The organism is Micromonospora sp. I033 (assembly GCF_053890995.1).
On the sequence record NZ_JBSSLX010000180.1, the window covers coordinates 1 to 11,755 of the forward strand.

The window sequence follows — 11,755 nt, forward strand, 5'->3', positions numbered from 1 at the left end:
TCCCCGTCGAGGTCGGCCAGCGCCGCCCCGGCGCCGACGGAGGAGATCCAGGCCCGCAGGTGCTCCAGGGCGGGTTCGACGGTCCGCTGGGTGCGGGCGCCGGCCGGGTCGCCGTTCAGGTCGCCGACCTCGAAGGCGAACCGCCCGGCCAGCGCCCGGCGGTCGGCGGCGCTCGCGTCCGGCAGCCGGGAGGCCAGCCCGAGGGTGGTGGCGATCAGGACGGCCAGCAGCGGGGCGATGATCCTGCGGGCACGATGGGGACTGGGCATGGAAGCTCCTTGTCGCAGGTTCAGCGGATGGGGCGCGGACGGCGGCGGGCGCCCGCTCAGCCGGCGACGTGCCGGGCGGCGAGCCGCTGGACGCGGGCACGCCACTCGCCGTAGTCGGCCGGGGTGGCGCCGGCCCGGTCCAGGCCGTGCCGGGCCTGCCAGGTCCACTCGGCGGCGGTGTCCGCGGACACCCCGGTCAGGGTCCGCGCGGCGGCGTCGACCGCCGGGCCGGCCGTGCCGTCCGCCCGGCGGGCCTCCGCCGCGAACGCAGCGCCCTGGGCCAGGGCCGGCCGGTGGTGGCCGGCGAGCCGGAGCAGCAGGGCGTGGTCGTCCGGCGGAACCCCGTTGGCGTACGTGGCGGCGAGGCCGACGCCGCTCCACACGTCGCCGCGGTGCGAGGCGGGCAGGCCGCCGATCCGCTCGGCCAGGGCGGCCGGGTCCCCGCAGTCGCGGAACCAGATGCAGCGGCCCAGTCCCTGGTAGCGGATGGCGCACGTCGGGTCGCACGGCTTCCGGTGTCGGCGCCAGCCGGCGAGGGTCGGATCCTTGACGAAAAAGACCTTGAAAAAGCCATAGCCGTCGTACGCCAGCCAGCGGAGCAGGCCGTTCTCCGAGCCGAGCCGGCCCAGCCGCCCGAGCGCACCGGCCGAGATGGCGTCGAGCTTGGCCAGCGCCCAGCCCGCGCCGACGTGCAGCAGATAGTCGTGGCGCGGGTGTCCGCGTAGCTGGGCGGCGAAGCGGCCGTGCCGCCGCGGGGACAGCCGATCCAGCAGGACGGCCGACATCCCGGCCCCCTCGGCGGCAAATCCGCGCAGCTCAGCGGGTATTCCGTCCAGTGTGGTCGGCTGCCCGTACGGCGTGTCGAGGCCCCGGTTGTAGCCGTCCAGGAAGGCGGTGGCGGCGCGTTCCAGGACGGCTCTCGTCTCCGGTCGGTCGGTCCGGAAGCCCCGCTCGGCGAAGTCCACCAGGTCCGGACCGAGAGCCAGCCGGCTCCGCCAGCCGCCGGGTTGGTGCACTCCGTTCCACGTGAGCGTCGATGTCATGTGCTCCCCCTTGGTCTGCGCCCGGCGCAAGTTCCACACCGGGGGTGGCAAACATGAAGCAGCCTGACACGAGCGGTATGCAGCATTCTTGAAGCGCATATAGTGGGACGCTCACGCCCCGCAACGATCCATGTCTGGAAAGTGATCGCCGCAGTGCCTACGCTGCGGGGGAGACGAGCGACTGGAAGGATCACCGGTCCCGTGAAACGTCAGCTGTCGGTCACCGTGCTCGGCACGGTCCAGGTCCACGACGGCACCGCCCCGGTGGATCTCGGCCCGTCGAAGCAACGCGCCCTGCTCGCCCTGCTGGCCCTCCAGGTGGGCGAGAACATCCCCGTCGGCACGCTCGCCCACGCCCTCTGGGGCGACAATCCCCCGCCCAGCGGCGGTCACCTCCTGCACACCTACGTGGCGCGGCTCCGGCGGGCGCTGGAACCCGGCGCGCCACGGCACGCCCGGACCAACGTCATCGCCTCCTCGCCCCGGGCGTACCGGTTGCAGCTCTACGCCGACCAGGTCGACCTGACCCGGTTCCGCCGGCTCACCGAGGCCGCCCGGGAGCTGGTCCGCCGGGACCGGCGGTCGGCCGCGTTCGAGCTGCTGGTCGCGGCCGTCGGCATCTGGACCGACCCCGAGCTGGGCGACCTGCGGGCCCTGCTGCCCGGCGAGGAGGCGGTCGCCGCGCTGCGCCGCGAATGGGTCACCGCCTGCCTCGACCTGGTCACCCTCGGCCTGGAGCTGGACCGGCCGGCCGAGGTGCTGGCCACCGCGGAGCACCTCGCCGCCGCCGAGCCCCTGCACGAGGCGGTGCAGGCGCGGCACCTCACCGTGCTGGCCCGCACCGGCCGGCGCGCGGCGGCCCTGCACCGGTTCGCCGAGATCCGCGCCCGGCTCGCCGCCGAGCTGGGCATCGAGCCGGGCCCGGAACTGGCCGCCGCCCACCGCGAGCTGCGGGACGGCCCCACCGCCGCCCGGCGGGAGGCCCCACCGGCCCGCTGCGTGGTCAGCCGGCCCCGGCCGCCGTGGCACGGCTCGCGCCTGGGCGGCACCGAGCTGATCGGCCGGGAGAGCGACCTGGTCCGGGTGACCGAGCTGCTCACCGACCACCGGGTGGTCACCGTGGCCGGGCCGGCCGGCTGCGGCAAGTCCGCACTGGCCCTAGCCGCCGCCCGCCGGGCCCACGCGGAGTACGCCGACGGGGTCCTCGCCGTGGACCTCGCCGCGGCCCGTACGCCCGACGACGTCACCCGGGAGATCCGCCGGCTGCTCCGGCTGCCCGGCCCCGAGCGGGGCGGGCTGCCCCGGATGCTGGCCGACCGGCACCTGCTCCTGGTGCTGGACAACGTGGACCACCTCACCGACAGCTGCGCCGGCCTGGTCGACGACGTCGTGCAGGTGGGCCGCCGGGTGTCGGCGCTGGTCACCTCGCGGGAGCCGCTCGGCCTGGCGTACGAGTCGGTGTGGCGGCTGCCGCCGCTGCCGGCGCTCAGCACCGGCCCGGACGGCGTGCGGGGAATGCCCGCCGTGCAGCTTTTCGCCCGGCGGGCGGCCCAGGCGCGTCCCGGCTTCGAGGTGGGCGCCAAGGAGGTCGGCACGGTGGCGGTGATCTGCGGGCTGCTCGACCGGCTTCCGCTCGCCGTCGAGCTGGCCGCCGACCGGATGGCCGACGAGAGCCTGGACGAGCTGCTGCGCGGGCTCGACGACCCGCTGACCACGCTGCGCCGCCCCGGCCGGCGGGGCCAGCCGGCCCACCAGACCTCGCTCTCCGCCGCCCTCCAGCGCAGCCTGGACTGCCTCACCCCGGCCGAGCGCTGGTGCTTCGTCCGGCTCGGCGCGCTGCCCCGGCTCTTCGGCCTCGACGAGGTCGACCGGGTCTGCGGCGCCGCCCCCTGGTGGCGGCTGCGGACCAGCGTGGTCCTCGACGGCCTGGTCGCCAAGTCCCTGGTCACGGTCCGCCACCACGCCGGTCGCCCCACCTACGCGATGCTGCGCACCGTGCACCAGTTCGCCGCCCGGCTGCTCGCCGGCGAGCTGGGCCAGTACGGCACCGCCCCCGCGCTGTCCGGCCGGGCGGGTTAGGTGTTCCGGCCCTCCGGCCGCCCGGCCGGCGTGCTGCTGGCGGCCGGCGCCGGCCGCCGGTACGGCGGACCGAAGGCACTGGTCCGGCACGCCGACGGCCGGTTGCTGGTGGAGCGGGCGGCCGGGGTGCTGGTCGACGGCGGGTGCGCGCCCACGGTCGTGGTGCTCGGCGCGGCCGCGGCCGAGGTGCGGGCCCGCGCCGACCTGTCCGGCGCGGTGGTGGTGGACAACCCGGAGTGGCCCGGCGGGATGGGTTCCTCGTTGCGCGCCGGGCTGGCCGCGGTGGCCGGCACCGACGCCCCGGCGGCCGTGGTGCTCCTGGTCGACCTGCCCGGCGTCACGGCCGCGGCGGTCCGCCGGGTGGGCCGGCACGCCACCGCCGACGGCCTGGTGACGGCCGGCTACCCGGCCGGCCGCCGGGGGCATCCCGTGCTGCTCGGCCGCCGGCACTGGCCCGGCGTGGCGGCGGCGGCCGTCGGTGACACCGGCGCCCGCGCCTACCTGCGGGCGCACCGCCACGAGGTCCGGGTGGTCACCTGCGCCGACGTGGCCGACGACGCCGACCTGGACCTGCCGCCGGGGTCGCCGGATGCGTGACGTCCTGCCCGACCTGCTGCGCTGGTGGCGAGCCGGCGCGCCGGTCGGCATGGCCACGGTCACCCGCACCTGGCGCAGCGCCCCGCGCCGCCCGGGCGCCACGTTGCTGGTCGGCCCGGACGGCAGCGCGGTCGGCAGCGTCTCGGGCGGCTGCGTGGAGGCGGCCGTCTACGAGCTGTGCCGGGAGGTCGTCGCCGACGCCACGCCCCGGCTGGTCCGCTTCGGGGTGAGCGACGACGATGCCCTCGACGCCGGCCTGACCTGCGGCGGGACCGTCGAGCTGCACGTCGAGCGGGTCGACCGGGAGAGCTTCCCGCAGCTCGACCTGGTCGCCGACGAACTGACCGCCGGCCGGCCGGTGGCGGTGGCGACCTGTGTGGACGGTCCGCCCGGCCGGCGGGGCCGTCGGATCGTGCTGGCCGCCGAGGGCCGGCACGGCACTCTTGGCGCGCCGGCCGTGGACGCGGTGGTCGCCGCCGAGGCCCGGGCGCTGCTGCGCGCCGGCCGGTCCGGCGTGGTCCGCCCCGGGCCGGCCGGCGAGGAGTTGTCCGTGCTGGTGGTGGCCCATCCGGCGCCGGCCCGGATGCTGGTCTTCGGGGCGATCGACTTCGCTGCCGCGGTGGCCCACGTCGGCCGGTTCCTCGGCTACCGGGTGACCGTCTGCGACGCCCGGCCGGTCTTCGCCACGGCCCGGCGTTTCCCGCGGGCGCACGAGGTGGTGGTCGACTGGCCGCACCGCTACCTGGCCGCCGAGGCCGCGGCCGGCCGGGTCGACGAGCGGACCGTGGTCTGCGTGCTCACCCACGACGCCCGGTTCGACGTGCCGGTCCTCCGTCACGCGCTGGACCTGCCGCTGGCCTACGTCGGGGCGATGGGCTCCCGGCGCACCGCCGAGGACCGGCGGCGCCGCCTGCGCGAGGCCGGGGTGAGCGAGGCGGCGCTGGGCCGGCTGCACGCCCCGATCGGCCTGGACCTGGGCGGGCAGAGCCCGGAGGAGACCGCCGTCAGCATCGCCGCCGAGATCGTGGCGGTACGCCGCGGCGGTGGCGGCACGCCGCTCTCCGCCCTGTCCGGCAGCATCCACGCCCGGGTCTAGGTGCCGCACCACGGATGGCCCGGGCGGACCGGTCAGTCCGCCCGGTGCAGCGGTCCCCACTCCGTGGACGCCTGCTCCGCCACCGCCCGGTGCGCCTCGCGCAGCGCCCGTTCCGACACCCAGGCCACCGGGCGCCGGCACTGCACCAGCGGCTCGTTGTCCGGTCCGCGCCCGCACTGCTCGCCGACCAGCACCCAGGGCCGCACCCCCGGCCCACGCAGGTCCCGCAGGTGGCAGTAGTCGTAGAGCCGGCGGGCCACCCAGAGCCGCAGCGGCCGGTCACCCCACCAGGACTCGGCGGCCAGCGGGTTGGCGGAGAGCCCGGGCAGCTCGATGCCGGTCAGGGCGTCCCGGCTCGACTGCGCCGACCCGGGCCCGTCCGGCAGGTCGGCGGCCGGGCCCCGGGACCACCGGACGTACAGCTCCTCGTCCGGCGGGGTGTCCCGGAGCAGGGCGACGACCCGGTCCAGGTCGTCGACCACCGGCATCAGGGCGCCCGCCCGCACGTCGCTCATGACGCTCATGTGCCCGGCCGGGCGGCACCCATTCATCCCGTTTCCGGGTCACAGCCGCTCCGGGACGCGGATGCCGAGCAGGTGGAGGCCCTGCCGGAGCACCCGCGCGGTCAGGTCGCAGAGCACGAGCCGGCTCTCCCGGACCGGCTCGTCGGCCCGCAGTACGGGACAGCGCTCGTAGAACACGCTGAACGCGGCGGCGAGCCGGGAGAGATACCCGGTCAGGTGGTGGAACTCCAGGTTCTCCGCGACCTCGCCGACCACCGCCCCGAAGCCGACCAGCTCGACGGCGAGCGCCCGCTCGGCCGGCTCGGCCAGCGAGATCTCCGCCTCCGGCCGGGCCGCCACCCCGGCCCGCCGGAAGATCGACCGGATCCGGGAGTACGCGTACTGGAGGTACGGCGCCGTGTTGCCGTCCAGCGACAGCATCCGTTCCCAGTCGAGCACGTAGTCCTTGTGCCGGTCGATGGAGAGGCCGGCGTACTTGATCGCGCCGATGCCGACGGCCCGGCCCACCTCGGCCGCCTCCGCCTCGTCCAGCTCCGGGTTCCGCTCCCGGGCCAGCGCGGTGGCCCGGGCCACCGCCTCCTCCAGCAGCCCGACCAGCTTCACCGACCCGCCGGCCCGGCTGCGCAGCATCCGCCCGTCCGGTCCGAGGATCGAACCGAACCCGACGTGCTCGGCGCGGGCGGGCGGGGCCAGCCAACCGGCCTGCGCGGCGGCGGCGTAGACCATCTCGAAGTGCCGCCGCTGCGGCAGCCCGACCACGTAGAGCAGCCGGGTCGCGCCCACCGTGCCGGTCCGGTGCCGGATCGCCGCGAGGTCCGTCGCCGGGTAGCCGTACCCGCCGTCGGACTTGCGCACGATCAGCGGCAGCGGCTCGCCGTCCCGGCCCACCGAACCGGGCGGGAACACGCAGGCCGCGCCGTCGCTCTCGCGCAGCAGCCCGAGCCGGTCCAGCTCCTCGACCACCGGGCCGAGCAGGTCGTTGTAGCTGCTCTCCCCCTGGAAGTCCCGCTGGGTGAGGGTCACGTCGAGCAGGTCGTAAACGGTGAGGAAATAGCGCTCGGACTGCTCCACGAGCAGCCGCCACAGCCGCAGCGTCGCCCGGTCCCCGCCCTGCAACGCCACCACCCGCAGCCGGGACCGCTCGCGGAACGCCTCGTCGGCGTCGAACTTGGCCCGGGCCGCCTTGTAGAACGAGTCCAGGTCGCCCATCGACAGCTCCTGCGCCGCCTCGGCCTCGCCCAGGTCGGCCAGGTGCTCGATCAGCATGCCGAAGGGTGTGCCCCAGTCGCCCAGGTGGTTGGCCCGCAGCACCCGGTGCCCCAGCCACTCCAGCAGCCGGGCCGCCGCGTCGCCGATCACCGTCGAGGGCAGGTGCCCGACGTGCATCTCCTTCGCCACGTTCGGCGCCGAGTAGTCGACCACCACGGTCTCCGGCGCGGCGGCCTCCCGCACCCCGAGCCGCGGGTCGGCGGCCAGCGCGGAGACCAGCCGGGCCAGGGCCTCGTCGGCGACGGTCAGGTTGAGGAAACCGGGACCGGACACCTCCGCGGCGCTGCACAGGTCGGCCAGTTCCGCGCGCTCCAGCACCTCGGTGGCGACGGCGCGCGGTGGCCGGCCGATCCGCCGGGCCAGCGCCAGCGCCGCGTCGGACTGGAAGTCCGCGCGCTGGGAGCGCCGCACGACCGGGTCGACCGGCTCGCCGGCCACCGTCGCGAACGCCGGCGCCAGCCGGTCGGTCAGCAGTTTCTCCAGATCCATGGGTACGCCGATCTCGCTCGGATCCGCCGCTCGCGGATCACCGGATGGGGATGCGGGCGGACCGAGGACGATCGGCGATGACCGGCGGCTCGATCCGCCGGTCGCAGGTGAGGAATGCTCAGCGCAGGCGGTCGCGGGACCGCCGGCGTCGCAGCGCGCCGAACAGGACGTCGGAAGACGCCGTCGGGAACGCGTGCGAGCTGGTCATGCGAGCAGCCTAACCGGCCGGCCCGGGGGCGGCGCAAGGCGTACCCGGGCCGGCCGGCCGGCGTACCCGAAAGGTCAGGCCGGCGTTCCGACGGCCTTGCGGTAGCGCTCGGCCCGTCGCCGCACCTGGGTGTACGCGCTGGTCAGGCCCATCGCCCGGCGGACCTCGACCAGGGTGCGGCGCACCTCGGCGCGGGTCCGCTCGGTGCCCTCGAAGATCAGCTCGTCGACCAGGCCGGGCTGCCCCTCGAACCGGGCCCGCCGCTCCCGGATCGGGTCGAGGAACCGGTTGAGCGCGCCCGCCAGTTCCTCCTTGACCTCGACGTCGCCGACCCGGCCGGCCCGGTAGCGCGCCTTGAGCTCCTCGACCTTCGCCCGGTCCGGGTGGAACACGTCGTGGTACGCGAAGACCGGGTTCCCCTCGACCGTGCCCGGCACGTCGGCCCGGACCCGGTTCGGGTCGGTGTACATGCCCATCACCTTGCGCCGCACGGTCGCCGGGTCGTCGGAGAGGGCGATGGCGTTCCCCCTGCTCTTGCTCATCTTCCCGGCGCCGTCGGTGCCGACCAGGGTGGGCGTCTCCGACATGATCATCTCGGGTACGGGGAAGACCTCGCCGTAGAGGCGGTTGAAGCGCCGGGCGATCTCCCGGGTCACCTCCACGTGCGCGGCGTTGTCCTTGCCCACCGGCACGACCTGCCCCTTCACGCAGAGGATGTCGGCGGCCTGGAGGACGGGATAGCCGAGCAGCCCGTACGGCATCTCCTCCTTGCCGGCGTCCCGGCTCATCTCCTTGAGCGACGGGACCCGCTCCAGCCGGGGCACGGTGACCAGGTTCTGGAACAGGGTGTTCAGGTCGCCGACCTCGGGGATCGCCGACTGGAGATAGAAGGTGGCCCGGTCCGGCTCGACGCCGGCGGCGAGGATGTCGGTGACCATCTCGCGGGCGTTGCGGGAGACCTGCTCGATGTCCTCGCGGCTGTTACGCGTGGTGAGCATGTGCAGGTCGGCGATGATGAAGAAGCTCTCGTAGCGCTGGTGCAGCTTCACCCGGTTGGCGATGCTGCCGACGTAGTGGCCCAGGTGCAGCCGCCCGGTCGGGCGGTCACCGGTGAGCATCCGTGCTGCGGACATGGTGGTACGCCTCTCGTGCAGTTCGGTGGAGGACGCGCGGGCGCGCGGGAGCGACCCGGGGCGTGCCCGGATCAGCGGGATTGGCTCGTCAGTGCGAGCGCCGCCATCGCCCGCCGGCGCGGAACCGCAGCCCACCGGCACGGAGGACGTCGAGGATCTGCTCCCGACCGTCGTCGACACGGGCCGGGAGAACCGGAGCGGCAGCCGCCGGAAGACCGTCGAGGGTCTCCGGGGCGCAGGTGCTCGGCCGGACCATGCCTGACACGGTAGCCCGTCCACCGCCCTCGGCGCAGACCGGAACGCGCGGCGGCCCGCCGGCCGCCGCGCGTCTCCGCACCTGGTCAGCCCCGCCGGTAGCTCTCGGCGTAGTAGTTGCCCACCTGCTCCCGATAGTCGGCGCGGCCGAAGTCGTCCGGGTCGAAGGCCGGCGACTCCTTCACCTGTTCCCGGGTGCGGTCCACGTGCACGACGCGCGCCAGGTGGTCGACCCGGGCCACCGTGCCGACCGGCAGCAGCACCTTCCGGCCGAAGATCCACGGCCCGGTGTCCACCACCAGGTAGCCGGCGCCGGCGTCCTCGCTCGCCTCGTCGATCGCGCCGATCCGGCCGTCGGTCGCCTCCACCCGGTAGCCGGTGAGGTCGACCGGGGTGCCCGGGCCGGGCGCGTCGGGACCGTCGGTGCCCGTCGGCCGCTGCCGCGGCACGTCGTCCGGGCGGGTCTGCTCGTAGCCGCCGGCGAGGGCGGACGGGTCCCGCCAGGCCCACGGATTGAACGGCTGCATGGTGACCACCTCCGTGTCGTCGTGCCGAAACAGTGCCCGCCGGTCGAATGCGGGAAACACGAATGCAATTCCGAATTCATCGGTGAACGTATCTGCGAGATAGCTCATAATCGGTGCCCGCCGATCGACCGAGCCGTGTAAGCCCAGGTGGCAGGCTGTGCCGCAGTCGCCCGGCACACCGGTACGCGAACCGGAGTGTCCACCGCGCACATTCGACCGGGCCACGCGCCACACCATTCTGGTCCGGCATCCGTCGGCACGAGGAAAGGGAATGCAGATGCAGCGGGTCATTCGACGAATCGGGATCGTGGTGGCCGGGGCGGCCGTCCTGGCCGGGGTGGCGGGCACCGGCGCGCGGGCCGGGGTGGTCAACCCGTACACGCCGGAGGCGCTCTGCGGGTCCGGCTTCATCGCCGTCGACCAGGACCCGATCCACGACGCCACCGGCGCGCGGCTCGGCACCGTCCACCTGCTGCGCAACCCGTTCACCGGGTACGGCTGCACGGTCACCCTCAAGTCCGCGTACGTCGGCACGCTCACCGGGACCCGCGTCTACCTGGACCCGGAGTGGACCACCCACGGCGTCGACGAGGGCAGCCGGCGCTACGCCGCCGGCCCGGTCCACCTCTTCGCCGGCGCCGGCTGCGCGATCTGGGGCGGGTCGATGACCGACCCCGCCGGCGTCGTCCACCACCACGACCGGGCGAACCCGGCGATCGGCGGGGCGGTCACCTGCTTCTGACCACCGTGCGGCGGGTCCGGTTCGCGCGGCGCGCGGCCCGGCCCGCCGTTACCTTCGCCTGGTGGGCAGGATGCGCGGAATCCACGAGCGGCCGGCGGGGCTCACCTACCAGCCGGACCTGGTCGACGACGACGAGGAACGATCCCTGCTCACCACGCTCGACGCGCTCGACTTCCGCGAGGTCCGCATGCACGGGCAGATCGCCCGCCGCACGGTCCGGCACTTCGGCTACGACTACGACTACGGCTCGTTCCAGCTCACCGCCGCCGAGGCGCTGCCGGTGGCGCTGCGCGGAGTGCGCGAGCGGTGCGCGGCGCTCGCCGGGGTCGACCCCGAGGCGCTCGCCCAGACCCTGGTCACCCGCTATCCGCCGGACTCCGTCATCGGCTGGCACCGCGACGCGCCCGCCTTCGGGCCGACCGTCGTCGGCCTCTCGCTGGGCTCCGCCTGTCTGTTGCGGTTCCAGCGGGGCAGCGGGGAGAACCGCCGGGTGTACGAGCTGGAGCTGGCGCCCCGCTCGGGGTACGTGCTGACCGGGGCGGCCCGGTCCGCCTGGCAGCACAGCATCCCGCCGGTGCCCGCGCTGCGGTATTCGCTGACCTTCCGCATGCTCCGGTCCGCGCGCTCCTGACCCCGGCCTGCGCCGACGTCCCGCTGGCATACTGGCCAGCCATGGTGCTGTCGCGTGGCTGGTCGCTGTTCCTGGTCGGGGTCGGGGTCTGGACCTGGGTGATCTGGCCGAGGTTCGCGGTCGCCATCTGGAACGACCCGCGGGCCGGCACGGTCGGCGACGGCAGCCCGACCAGCTTCCTCTGGGTGCACGCGCTGCTCATCGCGGCCTCCCTCGCCATCGGTACGACCGTCGGGCTGCTCGGCGTCCGGGGCTGGCTCACGGCCCGGCGCCGCCGGCTGACCGACTGAGCGCCCCCCAGGTGCTGCGTCGGCGTTCTCGGCGACCGCCGGGAATGCCGACGTCATGCGAGGCGCTGCGCCCCTCTACGTGGGGCGTCCGGCCGGACCGGACCTTGGACTTCGCCGCCCTGGCGTCGTTGAGCAGGGAAGATAGCCCTGCGGTGATGATGTGACGGGGGACGCTGCCCCTGGATTTGACGATCAAACCCGAACCCGCGTAACTTTCTCTCTGCCAGCGCGGAACGGGGCAAACGGGACGAAGGTCCTGGGGGTCACGAGCCGGGAATGGCACCGGATCCGAAGAGGTTGCACCCTCCACGGAACCGGACCGGGCGGGGCTCGCCGAAAACGCCGCAGGGCGGATTTGGTGGAGCGGAACCGACCGGGTAAGGTTGACGACCGGCAGGGCACCGGGCGAGCTCGCGGGACACCGCAGCGGCCGGCCTGCCAAATCCGATGATCAAGCACAGCGGTTCGCCGCTGCGCGAGTTCAGCGGGCGCCGACCCGTACGAAGCATGACAGACCGGGACACACGGTTTGACACGGCAGAGACGGTGAGGTAACGTAGTAAAAGTGCCCGGCGCGAGAGCGGCGGGTGCGGGTTGAACGAA

Annotated in this window: 12 protein-coding genes and 1 pseudogene; 6 read left to right on the forward strand and 7 right to left on the reverse strand. The window is 74.8% G+C overall.

The window, feature by feature from the left end; all coding sequences use genetic code 11:
- Both ACW0Q9_RS23840 and ACW0Q9_RS23845 read right to left on the reverse strand, forming a co-directional pair.
- Positions 1-269, reverse strand: a pseudogene (locus tag ACW0Q9_RS23840) (RNA-binding protein); the annotation flags it as partial.
- 56 nt (positions 270-325) lie between these two features.
- Positions 326-1,312: a DUF1702 family protein gene (locus ACW0Q9_RS23845; RefSeq protein WP_456184868.1), complete on the reverse strand. Its 987-nt coding sequence runs from the start codon at positions 1,310-1,312 to the stop codon at positions 326-328.
- 201 nt (positions 1,313-1,513) lie between these two features.
- On the opposite strand from ACW0Q9_RS23845, the gene ACW0Q9_RS23850 reads away from it, so the two are divergent.
- From ACW0Q9_RS23850 to ACW0Q9_RS23860, 3 genes are read left to right on the forward strand one after another with little or no spacing between them, the layout of a single operon-like run.
- Positions 1,514-3,391: an ATP-binding protein gene (locus tag ACW0Q9_RS23850; protein WP_456184870.1), complete on the forward strand. Its 1,878-nt coding sequence runs from the start codon at positions 1,514-1,516 to the stop codon at positions 3,389-3,391.
- Positions 3,392-3,988 carry a nucleotidyltransferase family protein gene (locus tag ACW0Q9_RS23855; protein WP_456184872.1) on the forward strand — a complete coding sequence of 199 codons (597 nt, stop codon included), beginning with the start codon at positions 3,392-3,394 and terminating at the stop codon, positions 3,986-3,988. It begins immediately after the preceding gene.
- Entirely contained in the window at positions 3,981-5,084 is a 1,104-nt protein-coding gene (locus ACW0Q9_RS23860; RefSeq protein ID WP_456184874.1) for an XdhC family protein, read from the forward strand. The genes ACW0Q9_RS23855 and ACW0Q9_RS23860 overlap by 8 nt, the downstream gene beginning before the upstream one ends.
- Positions 5,085-5,116: 32 nt before the next feature.
- Here the strand turns inward: ACW0Q9_RS23860 and ACW0Q9_RS23865 are convergent, their stop codons facing one another.
- The 5 genes from ACW0Q9_RS23865 to ACW0Q9_RS23885 form a co-directional block, all read right to left on the reverse strand.
- On the reverse strand, positions 5,117-5,599 hold the full coding sequence (locus ACW0Q9_RS23865) for a DUF6098 family protein (protein ID WP_456184876.1): 483 nt from the start codon (positions 5,597-5,599) through the stop codon (positions 5,117-5,119).
- 48 nt (positions 5,600-5,647) lie between these two features.
- Positions 5,648-7,366: an arginine--tRNA ligase gene (gene argS, locus ACW0Q9_RS23870; RefSeq protein WP_456184878.1), complete on the reverse strand. Its 1,719-nt coding sequence runs from the start codon at positions 7,364-7,366 to the stop codon at positions 5,648-5,650.
- 282 nt (positions 7,367-7,648) lie between these two features.
- Positions 7,649-8,707 carry a tryptophan--tRNA ligase gene (trpS, locus tag ACW0Q9_RS23875; RefSeq protein WP_456184880.1) on the reverse strand — a complete coding sequence of 353 codons (1,059 nt, stop codon included), beginning with the start codon at positions 8,705-8,707 and terminating at the stop codon, positions 7,649-7,651.
- A gap of 88 nt (positions 8,708-8,795) precedes the next feature.
- The gene (locus ACW0Q9_RS23880) at positions 8,796-8,963 is read right to left on the reverse strand and encodes a hypothetical protein (RefSeq protein WP_167364291.1); all 168 of its coding nucleotides are present in this window, start codon (positions 8,961-8,963) and stop codon (positions 8,796-8,798) included.
- An 85-nt stretch (positions 8,964-9,048) separates the two neighbouring features.
- Positions 9,049-9,489, reverse strand: coding sequence for a PRC-barrel domain-containing protein (locus ACW0Q9_RS23885; RefSeq protein WP_456184882.1), 441 nt, complete (start codon positions 9,487-9,489; stop codon positions 9,049-9,051).
- 271 nt (positions 9,490-9,760) lie between these two features.
- Here ACW0Q9_RS23885 and ACW0Q9_RS23890 point away from each other — a divergent pair, with 271 nt between their 5' ends.
- From ACW0Q9_RS23890 to ACW0Q9_RS23900, 3 genes are all read left to right on the forward strand, one after another.
- Entirely contained in the window at positions 9,761-10,231 is a 471-nt protein-coding gene (locus tag ACW0Q9_RS23890) for a hypothetical protein (protein WP_456184884.1), read from the forward strand.
- Positions 10,232-10,301: 70 nt separating this feature from the next.
- On the forward strand, positions 10,302-10,862 hold the full coding sequence (locus tag ACW0Q9_RS23895; protein WP_456184888.1) for an alpha-ketoglutarate-dependent dioxygenase AlkB: 561 nt from the start codon (positions 10,302-10,304) through the stop codon (positions 10,860-10,862).
- 41 nt (positions 10,863-10,903) lie between these two features.
- Positions 10,904-11,152, forward strand: a complete 249-nt coding sequence (locus tag ACW0Q9_RS23900) for an SCO4848 family membrane protein (protein WP_456184886.1) — start codon at positions 10,904-10,906, stop codon at positions 11,150-11,152.
- The last annotated feature ends 603 nt before the right edge of the window (positions 11,153-11,755 follow it).

Coding starts and splice junctions, on each gene's coding strand:
- ACW0Q9_RS23845 (WP_456184868.1), bottom strand. CDS start 1,312: ATGACATCGACGCTCACGTGGAACGGAGTGCACCAACCCGGCGGCTGG.
- ACW0Q9_RS23860 (WP_456184874.1), top strand. CDS start 3,981: ATGCGTGACGTCCTGCCCGACCTGCTGCGCTGGTGGCGAGCCGGCGCG.
- ACW0Q9_RS23865 (WP_456184876.1), bottom strand. CDS start 5,599: ATGAGCGACGTGCGGGCGGGCGCCCTGATGCCGGTGGTCGACGACCTG.
- argS (WP_456184878.1), bottom strand. CDS start 7,366: ATGGATCTGGAGAAACTGCTGACCGACCGGCTGGCGCCGGCGTTCGCG.
- trpS (WP_456184880.1), bottom strand. CDS start 8,707: ATGTCCGCAGCACGGATGCTCACCGGTGACCGCCCGACCGGGCGGCTG.
- ACW0Q9_RS23880 (WP_167364291.1), bottom strand. CDS start 8,963: ATGGTCCGGCCGAGCACCTGCGCCCCGGAGACCCTCGACGGTCTTCCG.
- ACW0Q9_RS23885 (WP_456184882.1), bottom strand. CDS start 9,489: ATGCAGCCGTTCAATCCGTGGGCCTGGCGGGACCCGTCCGCCCTCGCC.
- ACW0Q9_RS23890 (WP_456184884.1), top strand. CDS start 9,761: ATGCAGATGCAGCGGGTCATTCGACGAATCGGGATCGTGGTGGCCGGG.
- ACW0Q9_RS23895 (WP_456184888.1), top strand. CDS start 10,302: ATGCGCGGAATCCACGAGCGGCCGGCGGGGCTCACCTACCAGCCGGAC.
- ACW0Q9_RS23900 (WP_456184886.1), top strand. CDS start 10,904: ATGGTGCTGTCGCGTGGCTGGTCGCTGTTCCTGGTCGGGGTCGGGGTC.